Source organism: Acerihabitans arboris, assembly GCF_010131535.1.
GTDB lineage: Bacteria > Pseudomonadota > Gammaproteobacteria > Enterobacterales > Enterobacteriaceae > Acerihabitans > Acerihabitans arboris.
This window is the reverse complement of record NZ_WUBS01000002.1, coordinates 424,099-449,675: the sequence shown is the minus strand read 5'-3', so window position 1 is coordinate 449,675 and position 25,577 is coordinate 424,099. Positions and strand designations below refer to the sequence as shown.

Sequence of the window (25,577 nt, the reverse complement as noted above, 5' to 3'; positions counted from 1 at the left end):
ATCCCACACTGATGTCCTTATGATGGCTTCAACGGTAAAAACGGCGGTCCGGGTGCGCGCGCAGCTGTTCCGCCAGCTCCACGGGAACCACACGGCGTCCGACCGGCCACAAGGCGATGACGGCCAGTTTAAAGTTGGCAATACCCGGGGGAATGCCGATAATGGTCAGGCACTGCGCTACGCCGGTGACGATATGCGACAGGCAAAGCCACCAGCCGAACAGGACAAACCACACCACGTTAAGCAGCGTGCCGCCCGACGACAGCACCGCGCTGCGGTTTTCCGGGTACAGTTCATCCACATGCACGGCGGTATTGCCGAAGGGCAGCAGGGAAAGTTTGGTGATCTCCCAGCAGGAGCGGGTAAAAGGCAAGCTGAATATCAGGACAACGCTGAGCACGGTGGCCAAAAGCCACGCCAGCGTGGTAAAAAAACCACCCAAAATAAAGTTCAGAATATTAAGTAAAGTACGCATAGTTCCCTAAGTGCCAATTCACAGTTCTATCATTAAAACCATTTATCCCTAAAGGATAACGGTTATTCTACCCTGATTTCCAGGGTGGAGCAGAACAAGTTAAAATGGGTACACTACGTCCCGACGCATAAACCATACGGAACCCGGCATATCTTATGGAACTGAAATCGACCTCGTTCGGCAAGCACCTTGCGCAGCATCCTTATAACCGGGTACGACTGCTGCATGCCGGCGTCGAGGTCAGCGGCGACAAACACCAATACCTGATTCCGTTCAATCAAATTGTCGCTATCCATTGCAAGCGGGGCATCGTCTGGGGCGAACTGGAGTTTGTGCTGCCGGAAGAGAAGGTGGTGCGCCTGCACGGCACCGAATGGCAGGAAACGCAGCGTTTCCACCATTTCTTGCACAAGGCCTGGCAGGAATGGAGCAGCGAGATGAGCCAGATCTGCGCCACGGTCCTGCGGCAGCAGATTACCGCCATTGAGCAAATGACCTCGCGGGACGGTTGGTTTGCGCTTAATCAACTGGCGGCATTGCAAAACAGCATCCGCGAGGCTTTTGCCGCGTTGCCGCTGCCGGTGACGCGGCTGGATGAGTTTGAACCTTGCCGTGACAATTACCATCGCTGCCTGCGGTGGCTGGAGCAGGGGCCGGCCATGGTGCTGGAGCGCAACCAGCAATGGACCGACAAGATGCTGATTGCGCATCAGGATTATTTCGATACCGTGGAAAGCTCGCCGCTTAACCTCTCCCAAACCCGCGCCGTTATCAACGGCGAAAACGCGTTATTGGTACTGGCCGGTGCGGGCAGCGGCAAAACCTCGGTGCTGGTGGCGCGCGCCGGTTGGTTATTGCGGCGCAAGGAGGCATTGCCGGAGCAGATCCTAATGCTGGCGTTCGGCCGGCAGGCGGCGCAGGAGATGGACGAGCGCATCCGGGCCCGGCTGCAGGTCGACGGGGTCAAGGCCTGGACATTCCATGCCCTGGCGTTGTTCATCATTCGCCAGGGCAGCAAAAAAGCGCCGGTGATCAGCGCGCTGGAAACCGATAGCCTGAAGCGGCGCAAATTATTGATCGGCCACTGGCGCGAACAGTGCGCGCAGAAAAAAACGCAGGCCAAAGGGTGGCGTCAATGGATTACCGATGAGCTGGAGTGGGACGTTCCCGAAGGCGACTATTGGCATGACGAGCGCCTGGCTCAACGCCTGGCGGTGCGGATTGAACGCTGGATCGGATTGATGAGGATGGATGGTGGCAGTCAGGCGCAGATGATTGAACAGGCGCCGGAGGACATCCGCGATCTGTTCACCAAACGCATCCGGCTGCTGGCGCCGCTGTTAAAGGCCTGGAAGCAGGCGCTGAAGGAAGAAGGCGCGGTCGATTTTTCCGGGCTGATCCACCAGGCGGTGGATATCCTGCAAAAAGGCCGTTTTATCAGTCCGTGGAAGCATATCCTGGTGGATGAATACCAGGACATCTCGCCCCAGCGCGCGCGGCTGCTGGACGCGCTTTACCAGCAAAACCGCAGGACGTCCCTGTTTGCCGTCGGTGACGACTGGCAGGCCATTTATCGTTTCAGCGGCGCCGAGCTTTCCCTGACCACGTCCTTTAGCGAGCGGTTCGGCGAGGGTGCGCAGTGTGCGCTGGACACCACTTACCGTTTCAATCAACGCATCGGCGAAATCGCCAGCGCGTTTGTGCTGCAAAATCCCCATCAGCTGAAAAAGCCGCTTAACAGCCTGACCAAAGGTACCAAAAAATCGGTAATGATCCTGCCTGCCGGCGCATTGGACGCGCTGCTGGATAAGCTCAGCGGTTATGCGCGCCCTGATGAACGGATTCTGGTGCTGGCCCGCTACCACTATCTGCGTCCGCCACAGCTGGATAAGGCGGCCACCCGCTGGCCGACCCTTAATCTCGATTTCATGACCATGCACGGCAGCAAAGGGCAGCAGGCGGAATATGTCATTATCGTGGGACTGGCGCAGGGCAAGGATGGTTTCCCCGCGCCGGAGCGGGAATCGATCGTTGAGCAGGCGCTGCTGCCCCTGCCGGAGGATTTTCCCGACGCCGAGGAGCGGCGCTTGTTATACGTCGCGTTAACCCGGGCAAAACAGCAGGTGTGGCTGCTGGCTGATGAAGAACAACCCTCGGTGTTTATCGATATCCTGGCGCGCCTGGGTGTGCCGACGGCCAAAAAACCCTAGGCGCGCGGGTGGCGAAGGACTGGGTGCGGGGCGGTCTGGGGCGGGGAATAGCCCCGCCCAAACGGTTATTTCAGGCGATCGGTCAGGTAACGCTGGTAATCCGGGATCTCGATGGTAATTTCCCCACTGAACAACGCGGAGCTGATCAACAGATCGGCGGTGGAGCGATTGGTGGCCACCGGGATATTCCATACCGTGGCCAGGCGCAGTAATGCCTTGACGTCCGGGTCGTGCGGCACGGCGTTCAGCGGGTCCCAGAAAAAAATCAGCACATCGATCTTGCCTTCCGAAATCAGCGCGCCGACCTGCTGATCGCCACCCATAGGGCCGCTGAGCATACTGTGCACCGGCAGGCCGGTGTTGCGCTGTACCAGGTTACCCGTGGTCCCGGTGGCATACAAAATATGTTCCGACAGCAGGTCCTTATTGATTTCAACCCAATTCAGCAAGGATTGCTTACAGTGATCGTGCGCCACCAACGCAATATGTTTACGCAGGGCGATGGTGCGGGTAATTGACTCCATATCCTTTTCCTTCAATAAAATAGTCTGTCCATAGACTACTGAAACTCCGTTTCACTGCAAAGGGCTAAACCCGCATGACGGTAAAATAAACCCGCCTTAGTGCGTTTGCCGCCGCGCCCACTGGAGGAAATGCTCGCGGGTGGGCTCATCTGCCTGTAAAAACCAAAATCGCAGCATCCGTTCGTTTTGGCCCATGCCGGCGCCGGCCGCGGGTGGGACAGTTATCGGTGTACTGCCGGCGGCGGACCCGTTGCCGGCGCCGGCGGTCGGTGGCGGTATTGCCTGCGCCAGCCCCAGGCTCAGATTGTAACGATGCAGCGCGTCCATCAGCGCCTGTCCATCGGTATTTAACCGGCTGAAGGTCGCGTCAACGGCGACGCCGCGTTGATCCTGCAGGCGAATCACCGGCTGGTGGCTAAAACGATCGCGATCGGCGGACGTGGCTAACGTCGGCAGCTGGAAGATTAATTGCCGCGCATACTGGGTAGTAAACTGGGTGATAATATAGGGAGAGGTGTACTTTCGCGGGCTTCCCGTGGCGTCAGGCAGCACCTTGGTGATAATAAAGACCAGTTGATGACGGCCCTGCTCCAGCTCCAGGCTGTCCGCGCCCCGTAACAGGGTGCTGCCGAGCGGTTTACCGTCGACGATCAACAATTCCATCTCCTCGGGCAAACGCAGCGTGGTCGCCAGGGCGGGAATGCCGGCAAGCAGGCCAATCCCGATAACGACGGCGGGCATGAAACGCATTATTTCTCCTCGGAACAAAGTAGGTTTCTAATAAAAGCAGATTTCTAATAAAGGTAAATAATTAGCTTATAATAGTGTTTTTGTATTATTTAGTCACAATTATTTTTATTTTGAAATCATTATGCCGGTTCGTTTTGTCAGATTTTTTGCGCCTTGGTATACACTTAATTCAATTATCCAAACCGGAGTAGCGCCATGACCGATACCGATATCGCCGATATCCTGACTTCCGTGAAAACTATTGCATTGGTAGGCGCCAGTGATAATCCTTCCCGCGCCAGCCACGGCGTCATGGCGTATTTACTTCAGCAGGGGTATCAGGTGTTCCCGGTTAATCCAGCGTTGGCCGGCAAGGAGATCCTCGGCCAGAAAACGTATGGCAGCCTGACCGAGATCCCGGTCAAGGTTGATATGGTGGATGTGTTCCGGCGTTCGGAGGCGGTATACGACCTGGCGCAGCAAGCCATTGCGATTGACGCCGCCGTACTGTGGATGCAACTGGGGGTGATTAACGAACAGGCGGCGGTGCTGGCGAAGAATGTCGGTATGCAGGTGGTGATGGATCGGTGTCCGAAAATTGAGATTCCGCGCCTGGGGTTGGCTAAATAAGCGACGGCATGTCGGCGGGCGGGGAAGCCCGCCCGGTGCCTGCGGTTAGTTTCTCAGCCGCGGCGCCTGGAGCTGCTGCCGGATAGACTCCGCCAGATCGTCCAGGGTCGGCTGCTCAGGATGAACCGGCGTCGCCTCATAGCCCAACTGGATTTCAGCCAGGTAAGTATGGACCGGTTTACCTTCCTCGTCTTCCATTACCACGTGATACCAGGGCGCTGAACGAAGTTTGTCATCAGCCGCAATCTCATCCAGAGAAGGTTTTTCCAAAGAATATTCAGGATCGACATCGATAACCACTCCCAAATACCCCAATAATTTATGGCGAACCTGTTGTCCGATTCCAAATTTGCTGGCTATCATATCAAACCCCCGCGATGTAGTACCCTGCGCGGCCTATCGAATCTTGTCTCAACAGTGCCGCAAATTGCGCCCGGTATAGCGTCATGGAAAACGCCGAGTACCGCCTTACCTTAAATATGGGGGATAAGTGGGCAATATCAAGGGGGGCTCTTCAGCCCAATCAAATTACCCGGCAGGCGAAGCCTTTCAAATAGAGTCCTTCCGGATAGGGCGCCATGACCGGATGATCGGCCGCCTGGCGAAACTGTTCGATAAACTGCGCATCCCGGTGGGCGTCCAGCGCGGCGTCGGCGATAATTTTCTGGAATAAATCGGTGGTCATCAGGCCGGAGCAGGAGAAGGTTAACAAAATGCCTTCCGGCGCCAGCAACTGCATCGCCAGCATATTAATATCTTTATAACCGCGGCAGGCGCTGGCCAGCTGGTTTTTGTTTTCGACGAATTTGGGCGGATCCATGATGATCATATCGAATTGCCGGCCTTCCTCGCGATATTTACGCAGCAACTGGAACACATCATCGCGCACGAATTCGGCCTTCGACACATCAAGCTGGTTTAGTTCGATATTTTTCCTGGCGATGTCCAGTACGTGCTGCGACGTATCGACGCTGGTCACCCGTTGGCAGCCGCCCAGCAATACCGACACCGAAAACGCCCCGGTATAGGAAAAACAGTTCAGCACCCGCCGGCCCGCGGCATATTTACGCGCGGCCAGGCGGCTATCGCGCTGATCGAGATAAAAACCGGTTTTATGCCCCTGGGTAATATCCACCAGGATAGCCATATCATGCTCGCGAATGGCGAGCAGTTCCGGAGGCGTCTCGCCGACAATCACGCCGCTGGCCAGTTCCAGACCTTCCTTTTTACGCACCGAAACGTCCGAACGATCGTAGATTGCGCAGTCGGGATAACAGCGCTGCAGCGCCAGCGTCAGCGTGGGCCGGTGATATTCCGCACCCGCCGACAGTAACTGCAGGACAAAAAAACGGCCGTAACGATCGATGGTAATGCCCGGCAACCCGTCGGATTCGCCGGCAATCAGCCGATAGGCATCCAGCCCGTCCCTGGCGGCCAACAGGTCGCGAAATCCCTGGGCGACGTTCAGGCGCCGGACAAAAAAATCAACATCAATTTCTTCATCGGCCAGGAAAGTCCACACGCGGGCGCGGATTTGCGACGATGGCGAATAGGCCGCGCGGGCCAGCCAGCTGCCTTTATCATCGCAGATTTCTATGGTTTCGCCCGACTGGGGTTTGCCTTCAAGGCGTTGGACGGCGCCGGAAAAAATCCAGGGATGGCGGCGAAGGAGCGATTTTTCGCGGCCCTTGGCCAGAAAAAGACGTTTTGTCATCATGAGGTATACTAAACCTGAGAAAAGGAGCGCCATTTTGCGAAGAAGCTCCGCCAATTGCAAACATTAGCAGACGCAAGGGGGAAATGATGGGCAAGGTATGTACCGCCGTGTATGTCTATGGCGTGGTGCAGGGCGTAGGGTTTCGCTATTCAACCCAGCATCAGGCAAAACAATTGGAGCTCTCGGGTTATACGCGCAACCAGGATGACGGCGGCGTGGAAGTGGTGGCCTGCGGCGACCAGGCGCAGGTGGATAAGCTGCTTGCCTGGCTAAAACAGGGCGGCCCGCGCGGCGCGCATATCGAGCGTATCCTGACCGAGCCGAAAAGCGTCGCTGATTTTGACGGTTTCCAAATCCGTCACTGAATCAGATACAGTTGACCGGTTTGGGCAACCCGGCGATTTTGGTTGCCTGCTTGGCCGGTCCCTGTGGAAATAAACGATACAGGTAACGGCTGTTGCCTTTTTCTTCGCCGTATTTTTGCCCCATGGCCTTGACCAGCATCCGGATGGCGGGCGAGGTATTGTACTGCAGATAAAAATCGCGCACGAAATGGATGACCTGCCAATGGGCTTCCGTCATATCGATGTGCTCCCGCAAGGCTATTGCCGCCGCCAGCGCCTCATGCCAATCCGCGCTGTTTTTCAAATAACCCTGCTCATCGGTTGCTATTTCAACGCCATTAAATTGCATTACATTTCCCAGGTATTCTTTAACTGCCACGGACCTATATTAACAAATTTCAGCCGATGGAAAAAATAAAACCCCGCCAAAGCGGGGTGAAAATGAGCAAATGCGGGTCCTGCTGTCAATTGCTGCGCATAAAACCAAGGATGCTCAGCAAGCTGACGAAAATATTATAGAGCGAGACATAGAGGCCTACGGTGGCGCGAATATAGTTGGTTTCGCCGCCGTGGATGATGTTGCTGGTTTCCCATAAGATAGCGCCGGACGAGAAGAGGATAAACAGCACGCTTATCGCCAGCGACAGCGCCGGGATATGCAGGAACAGGTTGGCGATGACCGCCACCAGCAGCACCACGAATCCCGCCATCATCATACCTGACAGGAACGACATATCCTTGCGGGTGGTCAGTACATACGCGGAGCAGGCGAAAAACACCAGCGCGGTACCGCCCAGGGCCACCATAATCACTTCACCGGCGCCGGAGGCCAGGAGCATGCTCAGCAATGGACCCAGCGCATAACCCAGGAAGCCGGTAAACGCGAAGGCGGCAATTATTCCCGCCGGGCTGTTGGCCAGCCGGTAGGTCAGGAACATCAGTCCGTAAAACCCGACCATCATCAGGATAAGGCCGGGCGCGGGTAATTGCAGCAAGGTACTGGCGGTAGCCGTCAATGCCGAAAAGCCCAACGTCAACGACAGCAGGAAATAAGTATTACGCAGCACCTTATGGGTGCTTAATAGCGAATGCTCACGCGAGGTTGTCACGACCAAACGATCCATGGGATAGCCTCTCAATGGTGATATTGACGAATATTCAATTATCAGATTAATAGGTTGCCGGCACCAGGCAAAATCGTTTTACCCTTCTTTACGCTGACAAAGGCTATTGTTACGCGTAAACGCGCTCCTTATATGATGATTAATTACGCATCGAGGATACTACGGGTGAAATTTCAAGCGATTGGATCAAAACGCTCTTTACAACAGAAACGACTCTGTTTATAGTTCGCCTCGTTGCGGAGGAGTGGCCGAGTGGTTGAAGGCACCGGTCTTGAAAACCGGCGACGCGCAAGCGTTCTAGAGTTCGAATCTCTACTCCTCCGCCATCTTTCTTCTATCCCGGCCAGGCTTTAATTAACGACAGCGTCGGCCAGGGTCCTCTCGTTAGCATCCTTGTTGTTTATCCTGATTTTCGTCACCTGCGGGTTTTGTTGTGCGTAAATGCCTTTTATGGCAAGCAAACGGCGACGCCAGCGCCGTTTATGCGTCATTATGGTGCATGGCGGGCAATCCGACCCGTGGTTAACCTTGTCATTTTGCTTTGATAATGGCGCGCTACTATCACTGAGCTTGCCATAACTTATTCTTATTTAACTGTAAACTTTGTCAAGGCTCATAAAATCGCGTCAGTTTTTATGCTTTGGTCTGCTTCTTGCATTAATCACTTCCGCTAGTTATGGCCAAGCTGCGACGGAGGCAGAAATGAACTTAAGACGACTAAAATACTTTGTGAAAATCGTCGATATCGGTAGCCTGACACAGGCGGCGGAAGTCCTGCATATTGCGCAACCCGCGTTAAGTCAACAAGTTGCCACGCTGGAAAGTGAATTAGATCAGAAATTACTGATAAGAACCAAACGTGGGGTGACCCCCACAGAAGCCGGTAAAATTCTCTATTCACATGCCCGTGCTATTTTGCAACAGTGCGAACTTGCCCAAAAAGCCGTCTGCAACGTTGATCAAACCCTGAACGGCCAGGTGTCCATCGGCCTGGCTCCAGGTACGTCATCCTGTCCGCTTATCATGCCGTTACTGCAATCCGTCAGAGACCAATACCCGCAATTAACGGTATATCTGCATGAAAACAGTTCCACGGTGCTGAATGAAAAGGTCAGCAGCGGCCATTTAGATTTGGCTGTTCATTACGATCCAGCCATTTATTCCGGAATTAATAGTTTACCGTTGCTTAAGGAAGACCTGTACCTGGTTGGCACGCAGGATAATCCTGGCAAAAGTATCGAACTGCATGATGTCGCCAGCAGGCAATTGTTCCTGCCGTGCGACTTCTCGGCTATCCGCAAACGTGTGGACGAAGCTTTCTCATTGCGTCGCCTGAGCGCGAAGATCATCGGTGAAATCGACTCCATCGCCACCCTGACCGCCGCGGTTGCCAGCGGTATGGGCGCGGCGGTACTGCCGGAATCCACCGCATCGGCGGTGGTGCGATCGGCGAATGCCTGGATGTCACGTATCGTCAGCCCTGGCTTGCCTTTGCCGCTGACCTTGAACATGTCGTCACGTTTGCCTTTGTCGCCCTCGGCGATGGTGGTTAAAAACCTGCTGACTTCCCTGGCGACGTCCGCAAGACCTGCCCAGGAAAAACAGGCCCTGCTGCTGGCCAGTTAACCTGCTTTCCGTCTCGGGCCGAACCCTAAAAACGGTAACCTTTCATAAGGTGCCGTTTTTTCTCATTGCTCATGGCACTTGGTCAGGTGATGTGCTGTATCCTTACATCCACTATCATTATTCGCTTGATATAAAATAATCTAATCAATTAATATACTAAAAGAAATTTGGCTGGTTTCAGGCGATATAAAGCGCGTCGCGCATAAGATTTCATTCAAGGAACCACAATGAACAGCTTACTGTCTCAATTGCTGATCACGCTAGCCCAAAAAGAAGCGGCGGAGAAAGAACTGCATGCCACCGTTGAATCACTCGAAATATTAGTCGCCGCACTGATTTCAGCGCTGGGGCACCAGCAAAAAGAGGATGTTATCGTGACGGTGGAAACCGCGTTGGATGAGATGAGGCAACGTACGGATATTGCCTACAAGTCCGATATAGATCTGCTCGATATGAACATCGCGCGCATCACTGACGTGGCCAAACGGCGGTGAGCGACCCGACGGCCGGTTTGTTATCCAGGTTGGAAATGTCTGTTAATTAAGGTTGCAATAGTTTTCTAATTGTAAATATAGAACCATATGTTATCCGTACCCAACCAGGCATGTTGGTTAATTCTCATTCAGCCCTCATTAGTCCTGTTACCGCTATATTTTAAAATATATAGCGATAGCAGACGCAGAACATCCCCCGGCAGATATTCTTGTCCTTCAGCTGACGATAAAACGTGGATTTTTATAGCGGAAAAAATATTTTTCACTGTGCTAAGGACTATTTTCAGAGAGATATTATAAATTGGTTTTCTGGACGAGCAATCTTGGTCCCGATGAATATACTAGTTTTAATAATAGATAATTTTTTGGTTCTCCAAACAGACCGCTTCGATGTTAGTAGGTTGATAATTATGAAGACACTAGGGTTAATCCTGCAAAACGCACTGGAAGAAATCTGCGCGGGTAAAAAGCTGTTTATCCCTGAAGCCGCCACGCAGGAAGCGTTGGACGATTTCCAGCAGATAGCAAAAGCTATTAGCTACGCGGACAGTGAAGGATTATTGGAACATTGCCAGTTTGGTATTGCCGATTTTACCGAGCGGCTGACGTTTTCCAGGGTGTTGGTGGCGGGAGGCGTAACAGAGCTGGGATATGAGTTTCTGCGTAATTATGGCAGCAGTAACCAGCGGCAGAAAGTAGGTTGACAGCTTCACCGGGGACAACATGATTGGGTATGGCCTACGCCAGCCATAACGGGGCATAACCACGGGGCTGTGAACCTATTCGATTCAACATGCCCTGCCCGCGGATAGGCAGTCCGCCCTTGACGAGTCTTTGCAAACCGTATTTTCATCACCCCGATTTTATATCAAGTTATTTTACTGAAGCCATTTCACATCCGTCACGTTATACCCGTCGTTCACATAGATCAGCCAAACCGGTTCCAATAGTATCCTTCATTCCCGCGTGTTTGCCGGCCCAGGAAATTATCTGACATACTGCCATACGGCAGGTGGCACCCTGTCATACAGTTTCCCCATCGTCAGCTCTGCCAGGCGGTGATCTGCCGCGCCGTAGAACTCGACCAGCTCCGCTTCCGGCAACCTTTCTTTCATATGCTCAACCACCTTTTCCAAGGTTTCAACCGTACTGCAACGCCTCAATCTCATTAAAAAATCAACTTTGCCCATAAAATCGCATTCATCCGCTATAAGTAATGAAAAAAATCAGAAAAGTCTGTGGTTAAAATGGCCTTGATATAATCAAAGTCAAATGTTGTCAAATCGCCCGGGCACAATAACAATACGGCTATCGCCGGTAAGCGCGCCGGCTATAACAGGGCTCACATTATCCTTAGCATACGGTCATCCAGCGCCGCGCAGGTTCATTTGAGCCAGGTAAAGTATGCAACCTTACTCAATGAATTCTAACAGAGGAGTTTTTAGCAGAACGCTTTAAACATAACTTTCCGACGTCAGTGAGAGCGTATCATATCAGTTTGTCCGTGGCTTGGAAAATCATTGTCAAAAAACTCAATTTTGCGATGAATATTGAATTTCCAGCTGATTCTTTTAGCTATTATGCATTTGTTTGCGTGACACAAAAAGCATATCTTCCGTATAGTTAGGGTGCCAATATGACATAAGGATTATAGAAATAATTAATGTGAAATATATTTTATGGACTAAAAAACACGCCGATAAAGATAAAAAATATAAAATAACGTTTTATTTTTAGTGCAAACGGCTAATATTTGATTTAAAAATATGAGATCATGATTGAGTTAATTGAGCCTGGCCAAAGAAGGCCCAAGCTCGCCGTTAGCCTGTGGAAAACGCCGCCGCTCGGACGGCGGCGTCCGCGATATCCAGACAACATAATGCCGCTGTTCAGTTTTTCATCTTTTGCGCAATACCCGCGACGTACTCACCCTGGTAGCGGGCAATGTCCAGCTCCTGGGCGGACGGCTGGCGGGAGCCGTCTCCACCTGCCAGGGTCGAGGCGCCATAAGGCGTCCCACCGCGCACCTGCGAGATGTCGAACAGCTGTTTGGCGCCGTAGCCGATAGGCACCAGGATGAAGCCATGGTGGGCCAGGGTCGTCCAGGTGGAGGTGATGGTATGCTCCTGGCCGCCGCCGGTGCCGGTGGAGGTAAATACGCTGCCGATTTTGCCGTAAAGCGCCCCAGAGGCCCACAAGGCTCCGGTTTGGTCAAGGAAAGTTCGCATTTGCCCGCTCATGTTGCCAAAGCGGGTCGGCGTGCCGAAAATAATGGCGTCATAATCGGCCAGCTCCTGCGGCCTGGCTTCCGGCACGTTTGAACCGGATTTACCGCCCGCTTGGGCGAACAGGTCCGGCGGCATGGTTTCGGGCACGCGTTTAACGGTAACCTCGGCTCCGCTGACCTTGCGCGCGCCTTCCGCCACGGCCTCGGCCATGGTGGCGATGTGACCATACATTGAATAATAAAGTACCAGAATCTTTGCCATAGCAGTGCTTCCTTATAGTAGGATATGGCATCAGGCCACTGATGCGTAGTGAATCTCGCTGCATTTCTTTAAACATAATAGGTTACCCGCACTATGCAAATTAATAATAATATTGAGTGAGGCCATGGCTGGACAGCTGATTGGCGAGTGAGGAGAATTATCTGTGCAAAATGATAATAAATATTTCTGAATACACGATGGGCGACATAGGTGTAGATACCCTGAATTTATTATTTAATTCAGATAAATACCAGTTCGGATTTATAGCGCTATTTATTATTTATGTGCTTTTTGTTTCATGATGTTAATATTTTTCCTGAGTCCGCGCTCATTGCCTATACTTATTTTCAAGACGGCGGCAACGAGGCAGTTTGTTTGAAGGTCGACGTCTTCGGAAGATAAGGCCCTTAGGCGATTATCTTCAAAAAAGCACTATGATTCTCTTAACCCTACTCGGAGGTTAACAATGACCGAACATCGTGGCGGTTCAGGTAACTTTGCTGAAGATCGTGAAAGAGCGTCAGAAGCGGGTAAGAAAGGTGGTCAGCACAGCGGGGGGAATTTTAAGAACGACCCGCGGCGCGCGTCCGAAGCGGGTGAGAAAGGCGGCCGAAGCAGCAATAGCGGTCGCCGGAGTTCATCTTAATCCGTGATAAGGCATAACCACCAGGCCGCCGGGGAAACCCGGCGGCTTTTTTCGTTTTATGGCCGCAAGTGGGGAAGTCGGTCAAAATGCATCGGTTAAAACATAGCGGTTAAAATGGAATGGAGCGTTGCAACCTCTGTTCAATACGGGCGGGTATGCGCCTACGCCCAGAACCGGTGCGCGGGGTTATGCCGGTAAATAGCTGACCGAATGCTCCGGGCTTTCACTTTTGGCATCGATAACCACACTCCATAAACCGCTGTAAGGCACACCTAAATAGGCCGTTGCCCGGTTGCTGACGCCCGGGATATCGCCAAAGCCCAAGGTCGACGGGGCGGCCGGCTGCTGATTTTCACACAGCAGGTGGATATTGCATTTTTGCGAACAATGGACAACAACCGTGTCGCCACCAAATAATTTTAGCCGCGTACGAATTATGGACATGGAACAACTCCCCAATCTCAATGATAAGTTTTCTCTGACACGGCAGCGTTTGCGTGAACCACTTCACTGACAGGCCAAAAGAACGTCTGCTGTTATAAAATCATTGCGCGGGTCTAAAATTAATGACTTTAATCAAATTTTATTGAGATTAAAAAAAATAGTTGAAAATACACTGACGGCACTCACGAAATGCCAACCCGCGCCTTTATGCAGTCCCTTGAAATTAATGCAATTCCTTTTATCGATCGCCACAGCCCGAGATAATGGATATCATGCCGCCGGTAGCCGTTGGAGATATGCCTTCAACAACGGATTAAATTGCGCGCTATTACTGACGCTCATGGCATGCCCGCCATACGACATTTCCAGCAGCTCGGCGGCAGGCAGGGCGTTGGCCAGCGCACGCGAGCATTGCCATGGCACCAGCATGTCATCCCGGCAACTCATTACCAGGACGGGAGCGGATAAAGGCGCGAGGCGCTGGGAAAAATCGGTGTCCATCAGCGCGCGCAGCCGCCTGAGTAAATTTTGGCTTCCCTGGAAATGCTGGATTTGCAACGCCTCCTCTAGTTTAAGCAGGGCGTCATGCCGCGACAACCAATCGGCGGGATAAAGAAAAAGCGGCTGGGCCCGGACATAGGCCTCAACTCCACTGTCGCGTAATATCTGCCGGCGGATATCAAAGCAGCGGCGGGTATGGGGATCCAAGGTTAACCAGCTATTAATAACCACCAGCCGGTCTATCCGTTCCGGATGCGCCAAGGCAAGCTCCAGTCCGATCATACCGCCAAGCGCATGGCCGATAAAATGACAGCGGCCGATGGCCAGCCGGTCGAGCAGCGCGATCGCGTCTTCGGCCATATGGCCCATGCCATAGTCTCCAGGCAAGGTTCCCCGGCTACGTCCCGTACCCGCATGATCGTAGAGTATGATACGAAACGAATCGCCCAGGGCCGCCAACTGCGGCGCCCAAAACGCGCCGCTGCCGCCCAGGCCGGCCGACATCAGCACCGTCGGCGCATCGGCATCCTGCAAACCTGCCGTTTCATAATACATCGATTATGACTCCCGGCTTCCGTTTCGATTGTTGCCGATATGCGCAATTGTGGCAATTTCTATTTTGGCATCCGGTTTAACCAATCCGCACTGGATACAAAAACGCGCCGGTTTTTCACCGGGGAAATATTCCGCATAAACTTTATTGATGGCGGCGTAGTCAGCCCAATCGGTAATGAATATCGAATTGAAGGTGACATCATCCATGGTGCCGCCGGCGGTTTCGATAACGCTCTTGATTATTTCCAGCACATGGCGCGCCTGGGCCGCGGCATCACCGATATGTACCACGTTATTATCTTTGTCGAAAGGCAGGGTGCCGGAGACATAGACCACGCCGTCCGCGAGCGTACCGGGAACAAACGGCGCCAATGGAATACCGGTGCCGGGAGGGGTAATAATGGTTTTTGGCATAACTATTGACCTTTTTTACCAGAGTTAGAGGGTCAGGCGCGGCGTTCCGCCGGTTCAGCGATAAAGTCCACCGCCAGGCAAAAGCTATCGACATCGGATACCCAACCAAAAAATGTCTCGATATTGTACAGCGACGCCTGTTGCGCAAATGCCGGACCCGCCTGATGGGTTGCGTCTTCAAGCACTACGCCGAAATACTCGAGGAAAAAGCCGTCGCGCAGCGTTGATTCCACGCAAACGTTGGTGGCAATGCCGGTAAACACCAAATGCCGGATGCCGCGTGAGCGCAGGATGCTATCAAGCGGAGTATTGAAAAAGCCGCTGTAGCGCGGTTTCGGCAGGACGATATCCCCAGGCTGCGGTTGCAGGGCATCCACCAGCGCGTAATCCCAGCCGCCTTTGGATAATAACTTTCCCATCAGCTCCGGGCGGGCGCGCATGGTTTTTAACGCATTGGATTTATGCCAGTTGGGCGAGCCTGGGCCACCCGCCTCGATATACTCCACATCCCAGCCGTTCTGGAAAAAGATAACCTGGATGCCGGCAGCGCGGGCGGCCAGGAGCGCCCGTTGTATATTGGCGATGACCGGCGCGGTGGCGGAAACGTCAAAACCCGCTAAATCCAGATAGCCTCCCTCCGTGGCATACGCGTTTTGCATATCCACGACGATTAGCGCGGTGCGTGCGGGAGATAATGTTACCGCTTCCGGCCGAGCCTGCAGCGTCAGGGGCATATCGCGCCCGCCATGACCGCCCGGGGGGGCTGAGAAAAAATCATTCACCTGGCTCATGCGACCTCCTGTGCGTCGAGGCTCAATTGGCGCAGGGTAGCGGTGCGACAGGACATTAACGGCTGGATATACTGGCCAAAGTTCTCTATGCCCGGCAGGAAATCATCAAACGTCAGCAATACTCCCGCCGTGCCGGCGACCCCGGCCACTTCATCAAGCATGCGCGCAACATTAGCGTATGAACCTACCAGCGTGCCCATATTGATATTCACCGCCGAGGTAGGGTCAGACATTTGCCGCACGTTGGTGTCCGGCCCGGAGCGGGTATCCTTGGCGCTTTGTTCGGTCAGCCAGGCCAACGCCTCCTGATCGGCGCCCGCTTTATAATGTTCCCATTTGGCACGGGCCAGTTCGTCGGTGTCGTCGGCGATAATCATGAATAACACATAAGAGGATACATTCCGCCCGGTATCATCGGCGGCCTTCTTCATGCGCTCGACGGTCGGGGCAAAGGCGGTCGGTGTATTGACGCCCTTACCGAAACAAAAATTGTAGTCGGCGTATCTGGCCGAAAAAGCCATGCCCGCATCGCTTTGTCCGGCACATATCACCTTAATTGACGCTTGGGGAAGGGGGCTTAGGCGACAGTCATTCATCTGAAAATAATCGCCTTTGAAATCGGATCTTCCATTGCCCCACAAATCGCGCAGCACCTGTACATATTCGGCCAGATAGTCGTACCTCCGGCCGAAATAATCATCGCCGGGCCATAATCCCATCTGTTCGTACTCAGGTTTTTGCCAGCCGGTGACCAAATTGATGCCGAAACGGCCTTGGGAAATGGAGTCGATAGTGACCGCCATTCGCGCCACGATGGCGGGGGGAAGGGTAAGCGTGGCCGCGGTGGCGTAAATATTAATTTTTGAGGTTACCGCCGCAAGCCCGGCCATCAGCGTGAAGGATTCCAGGTTATGATCCCAGAATTCAGTCTTGCCGCCAAAGCCGCGCAACTTAATCATTGACAGCGCAAAATCGAATCCATAATGCTCGGCCTTCAGCACGATGGCTTTGTTCAGCTCAAAACTGGGCATGTACTGGGGGGCGTGGCTGGATATCAGCCAACCATTGTTACCGATGGGAATAAATACGCCTATCTTCATATCGCACCTCAGTATTATCAGGCTGGAATATCACGCCGGGATGCTAGCGCATTCGGTTTCGTCAACGTTACCAGCGCTTATGAGACTTATTGCGAGGAGAGCGGTGCAAAGGCAGTGCCAACATATTTAACTATATATAAATCATGCTGTTATTAGCTTCTGTATCAACAAAGTTGATTGAATGGTCAAAAAAAGATGCTTTGATAAATAAAAAATGCACAAAAAGCAGGCAAGATGATCTAAATCAGTGCGTCGGCACAAATAATAGGGTTGGCTGCCCAAACCATCCCTCCCCAGGGGGGAAAAGCACTACAAAAATTCATCCGGAAGGACCCGCATTAATGGTAATTTGATTATGCTGCGGTTGAACTGTCGTCATGTAAATATAGAGGGTCAAAATATCATTCCGCTGAAATAGAAAATCTCGAGAATCTTAATGAATGTATTACAATTTATTCTTTTTAAAAATTGTGGGGCGCTAAATCATGAGGGAGAAATGCATGTTATTCCTAAAAATCATATTGTTGTGGCTGATGAAAGTGTTTTCTCCATAGAAAAGAACAGCGACGACTTCGTCTTTGTAACCTGTTATCCGATAAACCTATTACCATTATATCAGGATCTTATATCGCAAGCAGCAGAGGCATTGCCTTTTAAGCCCTTTATGCGGGGTATATATAAAACATTTCCGATTGGTGATTCGATTATTGAAAGTACCGAAAAACTAATGGCTATGGAAAAAAACTTCCCCGCCTGTTTTTTATACCTCTATTGCCTGGGCATCGATAAAATTTTTTTTTCCAGCCTGCTTTATCAATTCATAGGCTTCAATTTGCACAATACGTTGCTGGACTTCTTTGAAGAAAATTATGTCAATCAATGGGCGGTTTCAAGGTACGCCAAGGAGTTGGGCATCACTACCCATAAATTAAACGTTATCTTTCACCAAAAATACGGCATGCCGGTTAAACAATGGCTGATGGAAAAGCGTCTCAAAAAAGGTGGAGAACTGCTGCTTGCTACCAGCATGCGGGTGGCGGATATTGCCAAGGAGTGCGGTTTCAGCAACCACGCGCATTTCACCTCCTTATTCCGCCGTCGCTTCCAGATTTGCCCTTCGCTATTTCGTGCCGCGCTAAAACAAGTCTGCTCCGGATATGATAGTAACCTGACTAATATGTAATCATCTTTGTTAACAATCGGTTACGAGTGGCTAGAATTCAACCAAATATTAAGTCCCCGGTGGTCGTTCGCTGATTTTTTTTATAAAAGGCCACGAAGCGTTTGACAGCAGGGTCCAACTAGAGAATAATGCACGGCGTTGGGTCGTTAGCTCAGTTGGTAGAGCAGTTGACTCTTAATCAATTGGTCGCAGGTTCGAACCCTGCACGACCCACCAACAACCCATTTCCTTGCTGTGATCCGTATTACTCTTCCCCGTAGCGCAACTCCTAATAACTCTCGATGGCGACAACGTGTCCGCGTATGAAAATTGTGCATGATAAAAAGCGGCAAAATGTTTAAGCTTCATAAGCTGTTTAAACATAAGATTTATTAAAAAATACTCTTTATTTGAAATGTCGACCTATTGCCTTGAGTAATGGTTGAAAAATTGTTTAAACACTCATATCACCTGCGCCACTGTGGAAGTCATTATGCATTTTTATGATGATGGCAGGTAGCGAAACAGGTGGGATCTGGATAAACTAAATGCCCTTTCAGGCTCTGAAAGGGCACTGTTTATCGCCATTTTCTACTTTACAGGCGGATATAATCCGTAAGGTAAGTATTCTAACCGGTAATAACTCTGGATCATTACAATCCTGTGCAGGACGCTATAACAACCCAAGGCGGCCTGTTAATGGCGGCCACCGCCATGGTTGCTGGAGCCGCCTTTTTTGCCGGCTTCGGACGCTTTTTCAGGATCGTTTTTGAAACTGCCGCTGCCGCTTTTCTGGCCACCTTTCTTGCCTGCTTCCGACGCTTTCTGTTTATCGTCTGCGAAGTTACCGGAACCACGATGTTCTGCCATAATATTCACCTATGTAGATAAATTAAATTATGTATTTACCAAGTTTAATCCTCAGGCTAAGACAATAAATATTGAGTTAACCTTTAGATCGTTTATTGGGCTAAAATTTTACCTAGCGCACCAATAAAGTTAATATTAGAAGGCATGTTGTAAAAGCGCAAATAGGTCTTCTCCTTTAAGAATAATCTCATTATTTTTGTATCTAATTGATAAATATATATATAACTTTACTTTATTCTTCGTCACAAAAATAATTTTATTGTATTTATATATACATTTGTAATATGTTTTTTGAAATAATTATGAAATGAATAAACTTTTTACTGGAATATCAGATAATTGGCGTGTAGTTAAAAAATATATCCCTCATAGGGGTGTTTTGTTGTGGGTTATATTGCGATAAGTGTCACCAATAATAATTATATATGTCCCATGGGTTAATGATCGCTTAGGCTATAGGGTTTTTACTGCTAAGGGCATCGGCAGACGGTTATTCAGTGAAAATCCATGATTGCGGCAAGGGAACAATCAGGCCGTTTTTGCATTCATGCGCGCTTGGACACTCTATAAAAAGGCTTGCTTCGATGTCATAACGTCGGTCTGCTTATAATGAAGATAACCAGCCGCTGGGTCGTGAACGGATAATAAATCCGATGGGTCAGGCGAGGGTTGCTCAACGATAAGGCCGGATGGGGACTTTTCGGCATCCGGCGAGACATTTTCAAAATTACATACAAAACAATTTATTATTTATGTTTGTTCTCGCGTGACTTTTTATTTTGATCTCTGTCACGGCCCTGCTTGGTTGGCGCGGGTTGGGTATTGCCCCCTTCATTGGCCGCCGGGTGGTTTTCATTCTTGCCACTCTTTGACTCAGCCGATTGAACGTTAACATTTTTTTTACTTGAATTTTCAGCAGGTTTCTTGGACATACCTATTCCTTAACCATAGATAACTAAGTTTGCCACTCCGTAGCGGGTGACCCTAAGAATACTGCGCCCTATAACTTCGCAGATTACGGATGTAGATCAATTTTTAGTGTGATTAATCACACGTTGGGCAATCTGATCTTTTTGCTTGACGCGCTTCCCCCTTGGCCCGGCGGGCGCTTAGCGATATCGGTTTGCCTATGTTGTAAAATGTATGATCCGGGTGGCCACCGGTAATGGCGATGCTGAATAGACTACAGGCCGGGCGGTGGCTAAAGGGTTAATACCAGAGAGTAAAGAGCGGTTTATTATTATAAACCATTTATCGCGTCCAATTCAGGTTTGGCTGCTGATTAGCATGTTGTTGTTAGATATTGTTGTAAACATGTTATATGACACTTTCAGGCGCTAACTGACTGTCGTTCAAGAAAATAGATCTTGCAAAATACAAGCGAAAAGATTATGATTATAAAAATTCTAAATATAAATTCTTTAGCGTAATGTCATGCCTGCGGTTGATATATCCTCTATCAACATGGTTGCGTCATTGGTTTTTCCCAGGCGCATGTTCGTTCCCTCGATAATTAAGCATCCAGATGACTAATCATAAAAGTCGTATTATTCTTGATAAATCGCTTATTGCGGAAGGCATTACATCAAAGGTCGACCGCTGGCGGTCGGGCGTTAACGCCGCCCTGCTCGAGTCTAACTTTTCACGCACGCAGGCTGAACATTTGACCTGGAGTGTTGAAGCGCATCATTTTGATGTATTTATTTGTGGACGACTAAAGTCTACCGGGCAGAGTTTAATTAATTTGCCTCATAAATATGATAATTTAAATGACCATTTCATATTAATGTCGGTAGTGGAAGGGGGGATTGAAGGTAAGGCCGGATACGTCAATATTGAGCTTTCTGCTGGGGATATTATTTTACTTGATGTCCTTCAGCCTATTAATATGAAGATGCGGGAATCCAGAAACTCAAATTATATTGATGTCCTCTATGTGGCTATTCCCCGTGCGTTGCTTTCTGATATTGATAATTGCTGTCAACTGCATGGTAAAATAATTCCGCAGAAAGATTTTCTTAGCCGGATGATAGCAACAAATATTACTGCGTTAATGAGCCATAGCGCAAACTTCAGCCACGCGGAGGTAAATCAGGTTGCCAGGCCCATCATCGATTTTGTGATATCCGCCATACGCTCCACCCATGCGCCGATACAGCCCATAATGATGGACACTAAACTGCATATCATCACCCGGATTTGTGATTTTATCCAGGAGCATCTGCGGGTTCCCGCGCTGGGCGCCGAACTGATATGTCAAAAATTCGGTCTGTCGCGCTCCTCGCTTTACCGGTTATTTGAGCCATTCGGCGGTATTGTTGCCCATATCCGTAAAAAAAGGATAGTTGCCGCAACCCGGATGTTACTCAAACCGCAATATCAACCATGGAAGGTGGCCGAAATTGCTTATTACTGGCAGTTTGAACCGGCCGCGTTCAATCGTCTGTTCTTTTCTGCTTATGGCATCACGCCTAACCAGGCCCGAAAAGAGCATCATGAATTATGGGCGCTGGAGAATATGAACGAATCACAGGTGGTATGGCTAAGGTCGTTATGAATGCCAGGTCCGGGCCTAATGTATAAGCTTTGCCCTGGCATTCATGATAATCAATCTCTATCAGGGCTTCGCGGTCGAGCCACAGGAACAGGTTACTAAGCTGCTGCAGGTACAGTTCCCGACATTTTGCGGACTGCCTTGCGGCACTGGGTCGGAGGTGGGACGTGGTTCAACGCATCCAGTAAGAATGGTAATCAAAGCTAAAAATAGTATTCTTTTCATTTTTTACTTTTACTCCAGCCATTTTTTTCGATTATAGCGTGCTTTCAAATTAATCCAGTATGGATTTCGAAGCAAAAACAATACGAAAATGCGATTGATTGCCACGCTGGCATGACGAGATTCAGCCCTGGCCGTGCCAGCCTCGCCAAACCAGGATCAGAAGCCAGGCCGCCGCGGCCCAGCAAATGACGGCGCCAGACAACGCATGGGACAAACGGAAGTGTCCGATAAGAAAATAAAGTGCGACAAGGTATATAAGGTAAGGTATTACCGCCCATATGCCGAACAAGATGGTGGTGCGCAGCGCCTCGACGCCGCGCTCGCTGCCCACAATATAATGCGCAATCAGCGCAAAGGTGGGAAAGAGGGGAAGCAGGCCGGCAAGGTAATAGTTGCGTGTTTTTGACAGCACTCCGATTAACAGCACAATCGCGGCACCCATTAAGGCTTTTAGCAACAGATTCATAGAATCACTAACAGGCTTGAAGTCAGGACCCGGAGTCTAACATGATTGATAGCAAGTCTCATCGATCCTTTAGCACATGCCCTGGCTTTCATTGGATATGACAAGCCAGGATATGTGCCTGTAATATCACTGCTTATAGGCGTATTTAATCTGTTTGATCGTGTTGCTGAAAACATCCGCCTGCGCAGGATCTTCCAGCTCGGTGATATATTTTTCCATTTTGATAATGACTTTTCCTGCATCTGCCTGGCCCATGGCTTTCAGGATCAATGTCACCATGGCCTTCATGCAGTTGAGCTCTTGCGCCAAAACGGCTGTCTCATCGTCGGTGGAAAATTCAACTTTACCCATTGGGTCTCCTAGTGCGTAATGTGGTCTTGGCCGATCGGGCTTCGGTGTTAGGCCCCTCTCGACACCTTCTCAAGGCGAATTATAACAGGTTTTGTTTTGGATATTTAACGAAACGCCAGAGTATCTTAAGTGAAGCGGCAGAAAACGGCTTATCTGCCCGTCTGGCCCTAATTCACCGTGCGTAAAGTTGCGTGGGCAGGGGCGTCATCCCCCCAGGCGGCAATATGCTTTCGAAAACTGAAAAGTAAGTCTGAAAGTAATAACTAATTAATATTTTTATTGAATATCTTTCAAAAAAGAATGATTTATACCAATGTAGCTTAATATTGCATTTTTACTTAACTAATTGTATTTTATCGCATTTAACTATTTTTCTCTAAGGTCAACTTTTAAGCATATAAACCACGGCAGTAGGTAAATACCCACCGTTGTGGCAGCTTGATCAAAGGAATGTAAAACAGTCAAGCGATTGTTGTGAAATTCTCTTGCCGTAGCTTAACCTATATGTCTAAAATGAGTATCAACAGGTAGCACTGCTGAATTTTTATAGTATAAGCGGATATCTATATTCATTATTTACTTAAAAAGCAGTAATATTAAGTCATAAATATCTGATTCGCTTTACATCACTCCCTTTTTTTGGAGATTTTATCTTTGATAAGCGTTTTTCTTGTTGATGACCACGAATTAGTGCGTGCAGGGATACGACGCATTCTTGATGATATCAAAGGTTTTAAAGTTGTTGGGGAAGCGCAGTGTGGCGAAGATGCGGTAAAATGGTGCCGTAGCAATTGTGTCAACGTGGTGTTGATGGATATGAACATGCCGGGGATCGGCGGCCTTGAGGCTACGCGTAAAATCATCCGTTTCTCTCCTGATATCAAAGTTATCATGCTCACTATTCACACTGAGAATCCATTACCTGCTAAAGTAATGCAGGCGGGAGCGGCGGGATATCTGAGCAAAGCGGCGGCGCCACAGGAAGTGATTTGTGCCATCCGCTCCGTCAACGCCGGTAAGCGCTACATTGCCTCAGACATCGCGCAGCAGATGGCCTTGAGCCAGCTTGAGCCCCAGGCGGAGACGCCGTTTGAATGTTTGTCCCAACGCGAGTTGCAGATTATGTTGATGATCACCAAGGGGCAAAAAGTGAATGAGATTTCTGAGCAACTTAATCTGAGCCCCAAAACGGTAAATAGCTATCGTTATAGAATGTTTAGTAAACTTAACATCGGCGGCGATGTCGAATTAACACATTTGGCCATCCGGCATGGGTTGTTCAATGCGGAGAGTTTATTAAGCAGTGACTGACAGCTTCAATCCCAAAGAATTCCTTAAAACCGTCACCAGTCAGCCGGGCGTCTATAGAATGTATGACGCTGCGGACACTGTCATTTATGTCGGCAAGGCAAAAGACCTGAAAAAACGTCTGGCGAGTTACTTTCGCCTGCAGGTTTCCAGCCGTAAAACGGAGGCCCTGGTTAAAAGCATCGCCCAAATCGACGTGACCATTACCCATACCGAGACTGAGGCGCTTCTGCTGGAGCACAACTATATCAAGTTGTTCCAGCCGCGCTACAATGTCCTGCTCCGGGATGACAAATCCTACCCGCTGATATTCCTCAGCGGCGATGCACATCCGCGCTTAAGCGTGCACCGCGGGGCCAAGCATGCGAAAGGTGAATACTTCGGTCCCTTCCCCAACGGTTATGCCGTCCGTGAAACTCTGGCGTTGCTGCAAAAGCTTTTCCCCATCCGTCAGTGCGAGGATAGCGTCTACCGTAATCGCTCCCGTCCGTGCCTGCAATATCAGATCGGCCGTTGTCTGGGGCCATGCGTCAAGGGCCTGGTGAGTGACGAGGAATACCAGCATCAGGTTGATTATGTCCGGCTTTTTTTATCCGGCAAGGATCAGCAGGTCCTGAATCAACTGGTTGAACGAATGGAGTTGGCCAGCCGGGGGCTGAATTTTGAAGAGGCCGCCCGCGCCCGCGACCAGATACAGGCGGTTAGGCGGGTTACCGAAAAACAGTTCGTTACGGGCGATAATGAAGATCTGGATGTTATCGGCGTCGCATTCGATGCCGGCATGGCATGCGTGCATGTGTTATTTATCCGCCAGGGCAAGGTGTTGGGCAGCCGCAGTTATTTTCCTAAAGTGCCGATGGGAACCGATCTCTCCGAAGTGGTGCAAACGTTTGTCGGCCAATTCTATCTGCAAGGCAGCCAGATGCGCACCTTGCCCGGGGAAATCCTGCTCGATTTTTCCCTGCCGGAAAAAGATCTGCTATCGGAATCGTTAAGTGAGCTGGCCGGACGCAAGGTGCAAATTCAATCGCGCCCCCGTGGCGACCGCGCGCGTTATCTGAAATTGGCGCGCACCAATGCCTCGACGGCATTGATCACAAAATTATCCCAGCAGTCCACTATCCACCAGCGACTTGCGGCACTGGCTGAACTGCTGGGACTGGAGTCCATCAGGCGAATGGAGTGTTTTGACATCAGCCATACCATGGGCGAGCAAACCATCGCCTCCTGCGTGGTGTTTGACGCCAACGGACCGGTGCGGGCCGAGTATCGTCGCTTTAATATAGAGGGCATCACGCCTGGGGATGATTACGCGGCCATGACACAAGTATTGCGCCGCCGTTACGGTAAGGCGCTCGAGGACAGCAAAATTCCCGATGTGGTTATTATCGATGGCGGCAAGGGGCAACTGGGGATGGCGATTGATGTTTTTGCCCAGTTGGATGTGCCCTGGGACAAATCACGGGTTATCCTGTTGGGTATTGCCAAAGGCACGGAGCGAAAAGCGGGGCTGGAAACGCTGTTCTTCAAGGCGCATGGCGAAGGCATATCGTTGCCGCCTGATTCGCCAGCGCTGCATGTCATCCAGCATATCCGCGATGATTCCCACAGCCATGCCATCACCGGGCATCGTAATAAGCGTGCCAAAGTTAAAAATACCAGCGCATTGGAATTAATTGAAGGTGTGGGCCCTAAACGTCGCCAAACCCTGTTAAAATACATGGGCGGTTTGCAGCCTTTACGGAACGCAAGTCTTGAGGAAATTGCTCAGGTACCGGGTATTTCAAACGCATTGGCAGAAAAAATTTTTAATGCATTGAAACACTAA

General features: G+C 50.4%; 29 protein-coding genes and 2 tRNA genes. 13 read left to right on the top strand and 18 right to left on the bottom strand.

Annotated elements, in window-relative coordinates:
- Positions 1-28 precede the first annotated feature (28 nt).
- The gene (locus GRH90_RS04330; RefSeq protein WP_162364651.1) at positions 29-475 is read right to left on the bottom strand and encodes a YccF domain-containing protein; all 447 of its coding nucleotides are present in this window, start codon (positions 473-475) and stop codon (positions 29-31) included.
- Between the two features lie 155 nt (positions 476-630).
- On the opposite strand from GRH90_RS04330, the gene helD reads away from it, so the two are divergent.
- Positions 631-2,685: a DNA helicase IV gene (helD, locus tag GRH90_RS04325; protein WP_162364650.1), complete on the top strand. Its 2,055-nt coding sequence runs from the start codon at positions 631-633 to the stop codon at positions 2,683-2,685.
- 65 nt (positions 2,686-2,750) lie between these two features.
- On the opposite strand, the gene GRH90_RS04320 is transcribed toward helD, so the two are convergent.
- The gene (locus GRH90_RS04320) at positions 2,751-3,209 is read right to left on the bottom strand and encodes a methylglyoxal synthase (RefSeq protein WP_162364649.1); all 459 of its coding nucleotides are present in this window, start codon (positions 3,207-3,209) and stop codon (positions 2,751-2,753) included.
- 96 nt (positions 3,210-3,305) lie between these two features.
- Positions 3,306-3,959: a YccT family protein gene (locus GRH90_RS04315; RefSeq protein WP_162364648.1), complete on the bottom strand. Its 654-nt coding sequence runs from the start codon at positions 3,957-3,959 to the stop codon at positions 3,306-3,308.
- Between the two features lie 195 nt (positions 3,960-4,154).
- Here GRH90_RS04315 and GRH90_RS04310 point away from each other — a divergent pair, with 195 nt between their 5' ends.
- Positions 4,155-4,568, top strand: a complete 414-nt coding sequence (locus GRH90_RS04310; RefSeq protein ID WP_162364647.1) for a CoA-binding protein — start codon at positions 4,155-4,157, stop codon at positions 4,566-4,568.
- Between the two features lie 45 nt (positions 4,569-4,613).
- Here GRH90_RS04310 and hspQ read toward each other — a convergent pair whose 3' ends face one another.
- Positions 4,614-4,931, bottom strand: coding sequence for a heat shock protein HspQ (gene hspQ / locus GRH90_RS04305; protein WP_162364646.1), 318 nt, complete (start codon positions 4,929-4,931; stop codon positions 4,614-4,616).
- Positions 4,932-5,091: 160 nt separating this feature from the next.
- Positions 5,092-6,282: a 23S rRNA (cytosine(1962)-C(5))-methyltransferase RlmI gene (gene rlmI / locus GRH90_RS04300; protein WP_162364696.1), complete on the bottom strand. Its 1,191-nt coding sequence runs from the start codon at positions 6,280-6,282 to the stop codon at positions 5,092-5,094.
- A gap of 89 nt (positions 6,283-6,371) precedes the next feature.
- On the opposite strand from rlmI, the gene yccX reads away from it, so the two are divergent.
- Positions 6,372-6,650 (top strand): acylphosphatase, encoded by a 279-nt coding sequence (yccX, locus tag GRH90_RS04295; RefSeq protein WP_162364697.1) that lies wholly within the window; start codon positions 6,372-6,374, stop codon positions 6,648-6,650.
- Position 6,651: 1 nt separating this feature from the next.
- Here the strand turns inward: yccX and GRH90_RS04290 are convergent, their stop codons facing one another.
- Both GRH90_RS04290 and yccA read right to left on the bottom strand, forming a co-directional pair.
- Entirely contained in the window at positions 6,652-6,978 is a 327-nt protein-coding gene (locus GRH90_RS04290; RefSeq protein WP_162364645.1) for a TusE/DsrC/DsvC family sulfur relay protein, read from the bottom strand.
- 115 nt (positions 6,979-7,093) lie between these two features.
- The gene (gene yccA / locus GRH90_RS04285) at positions 7,094-7,753 is read right to left on the bottom strand and encodes an FtsH protease modulator YccA (protein WP_162364644.1); all 660 of its coding nucleotides are present in this window, start codon (positions 7,751-7,753) and stop codon (positions 7,094-7,096) included.
- A 238-nt stretch (positions 7,754-7,991) separates the two neighbouring features.
- Here yccA and GRH90_RS04280 point away from each other — a divergent pair.
- The 4 genes from GRH90_RS04280 to GRH90_RS04265 all read left to right on the top strand — a co-directional run bounded on the left by GRH90_RS04280 (position 7,992) and on the right by GRH90_RS04265 (position 10,577).
- Positions 7,992-8,079 (top strand) — tRNA-Ser (locus GRH90_RS04280).
- Positions 8,080-8,455: 376 nt separating this feature from the next.
- Positions 8,456-9,379, top strand: coding sequence for a nitrogen assimilation transcriptional regulator NAC (gene nac, locus GRH90_RS04275; protein WP_162364643.1), 924 nt, complete (start codon positions 8,456-8,458; stop codon positions 9,377-9,379).
- A 227-nt stretch (positions 9,380-9,606) separates the two neighbouring features.
- The gene (locus GRH90_RS04270) at positions 9,607-9,873 is read left to right on the top strand and encodes a sigma-S stabilization anti-adapter protein IraP (RefSeq protein ID WP_162364642.1); all 267 of its coding nucleotides are present in this window, start codon (positions 9,607-9,609) and stop codon (positions 9,871-9,873) included.
- A gap of 410 nt (positions 9,874-10,283) precedes the next feature.
- Positions 10,284-10,577 (top strand): hypothetical protein, encoded by a 294-nt coding sequence (locus GRH90_RS04265; RefSeq protein ID WP_162364641.1) that lies wholly within the window; start codon positions 10,284-10,286, stop codon positions 10,575-10,577.
- Between the two features lie 282 nt (positions 10,578-10,859).
- Here the strand turns inward: GRH90_RS04265 and GRH90_RS04260 are convergent, their stop codons facing one another.
- Together GRH90_RS04260 and wrbA are read right to left on the bottom strand one after the other, a co-directional pair.
- Positions 10,860-11,063 (bottom strand): Hha/YmoA family nucleoid-associated regulatory protein, encoded by a 204-nt coding sequence (locus tag GRH90_RS04260; protein ID WP_162364640.1) that lies wholly within the window; start codon positions 11,061-11,063, stop codon positions 10,860-10,862.
- A gap of 699 nt (positions 11,064-11,762) precedes the next feature.
- Positions 11,763-12,362 carry an NAD(P)H:quinone oxidoreductase gene (wrbA, locus tag GRH90_RS04255; protein ID WP_162364639.1) on the bottom strand — a complete coding sequence of 200 codons (600 nt, stop codon included), beginning with the start codon at positions 12,360-12,362 and terminating at the stop codon, positions 11,763-11,765.
- 466 nt (positions 12,363-12,828) lie between these two features.
- Here wrbA and GRH90_RS04250 point away from each other — a divergent pair, with 466 nt between their 5' ends.
- Positions 12,829-13,008, top strand: coding sequence for a con-10 family general stress protein (locus GRH90_RS04250; protein WP_162364638.1), 180 nt, complete (start codon positions 12,829-12,831; stop codon positions 13,006-13,008).
- A 186-nt stretch (positions 13,009-13,194) separates the two neighbouring features.
- On the opposite strand, the gene GRH90_RS04245 is transcribed toward GRH90_RS04250, so the two are convergent.
- The 5 genes from GRH90_RS04245 to rutA all read right to left on the bottom strand — a co-directional run bounded on the left by GRH90_RS04245 (position 13,195) and on the right by rutA (position 16,813).
- On the bottom strand, positions 13,195-13,452 hold the full coding sequence (locus GRH90_RS04245; RefSeq protein WP_162364637.1) for a DUF1883 domain-containing protein: 258 nt from the start codon (positions 13,450-13,452) through the stop codon (positions 13,195-13,197).
- A 270-nt stretch (positions 13,453-13,722) separates the two neighbouring features.
- Entirely contained in the window at positions 13,723-14,508 is a 786-nt protein-coding gene (gene rutD, locus GRH90_RS04240) for a pyrimidine utilization protein D (RefSeq protein ID WP_162364636.1), read from the bottom strand.
- 3 nt (positions 14,509-14,511) lie between these two features.
- Complete coding sequence (gene rutC, locus GRH90_RS04235) at positions 14,512-14,922, bottom strand: pyrimidine utilization protein C (protein ID WP_162364635.1); 411 nt, start codon at positions 14,920-14,922, stop codon at positions 14,512-14,514.
- 32 nt (positions 14,923-14,954) lie between these two features.
- Complete coding sequence (gene rutB, locus GRH90_RS04230; RefSeq protein WP_162364695.1) at positions 14,955-15,656, bottom strand: pyrimidine utilization protein B; 702 nt, start codon at positions 15,654-15,656, stop codon at positions 14,955-14,957.
- Positions 15,657-15,709: 53 nt separating this feature from the next.
- On the bottom strand, positions 15,710-16,813 hold the full coding sequence (gene rutA, locus GRH90_RS04225; RefSeq protein ID WP_162364634.1) for a pyrimidine utilization protein A: 1,104 nt from the start codon (positions 16,811-16,813) through the stop codon (positions 15,710-15,712).
- Positions 16,814-17,249: 436 nt separating this feature from the next.
- Between rutA and GRH90_RS04220 the strand changes: the two genes are divergently transcribed.
- Both GRH90_RS04220 and GRH90_RS04215 read left to right on the top strand, forming a co-directional pair.
- Positions 17,250-17,996 carry a helix-turn-helix domain-containing protein gene (locus GRH90_RS04220; RefSeq protein ID WP_162364633.1) on the top strand — a complete coding sequence of 249 codons (747 nt, stop codon included), beginning with the start codon at positions 17,250-17,252 and terminating at the stop codon, positions 17,994-17,996.
- A gap of 140 nt (positions 17,997-18,136) precedes the next feature.
- A tRNA-Lys gene (locus GRH90_RS04215) sits at positions 18,137-18,212 on the top strand.
- Between the two features lie 459 nt (positions 18,213-18,671).
- Here GRH90_RS04215 and GRH90_RS04210 read toward each other — a convergent pair.
- Together GRH90_RS04210 and GRH90_RS04205 are read right to left on the bottom strand one after the other, a co-directional pair.
- Complete coding sequence (locus tag GRH90_RS04210) at positions 18,672-18,845, bottom strand: con-10 family general stress protein (RefSeq protein ID WP_162364632.1); 174 nt, start codon at positions 18,843-18,845, stop codon at positions 18,672-18,674.
- 746 nt (positions 18,846-19,591) lie between these two features.
- Positions 19,592-19,777, bottom strand: a complete 186-nt coding sequence (locus tag GRH90_RS04205) for a hypothetical protein (RefSeq protein ID WP_162364631.1) — start codon at positions 19,775-19,777, stop codon at positions 19,592-19,594.
- A 593-nt stretch (positions 19,778-20,370) separates the two neighbouring features.
- Here GRH90_RS04205 and GRH90_RS04200 point away from each other — a divergent pair.
- Entirely contained in the window at positions 20,371-21,402 is a 1,032-nt protein-coding gene (locus tag GRH90_RS04200; protein ID WP_162364630.1) for a helix-turn-helix domain-containing protein, read from the top strand.
- Positions 21,403-21,745: 343 nt separating this feature from the next.
- On the opposite strand, the gene GRH90_RS04195 is transcribed toward GRH90_RS04200, so the two are convergent.
- Entirely contained in the window at positions 21,746-22,090 is a 345-nt protein-coding gene (locus tag GRH90_RS04195; protein WP_162364629.1) for a GlpM family protein, read from the bottom strand.
- Between the two features lie 126 nt (positions 22,091-22,216).
- Positions 22,217-22,441 carry a DUF2594 family protein gene (locus GRH90_RS04190; protein ID WP_162364628.1) on the bottom strand — a complete coding sequence of 75 codons (225 nt, stop codon included), beginning with the start codon at positions 22,439-22,441 and terminating at the stop codon, positions 22,217-22,219.
- A 654-nt stretch (positions 22,442-23,095) separates the two neighbouring features.
- Between GRH90_RS04190 and uvrY the strand changes: the two genes are divergently transcribed.
- On the top strand, positions 23,096-23,752 hold the full coding sequence (gene uvrY / locus GRH90_RS04185; RefSeq protein ID WP_162364627.1) for a UvrY/SirA/GacA family response regulator transcription factor: 657 nt from the start codon (positions 23,096-23,098) through the stop codon (positions 23,750-23,752).
- Entirely contained in the window at positions 23,745-25,577 is a 1,833-nt protein-coding gene (gene uvrC, locus GRH90_RS04180) for an excinuclease ABC subunit UvrC (protein ID WP_162364626.1), read from the top strand. The genes uvrY and uvrC overlap by 8 nt, the downstream gene beginning before the upstream one ends.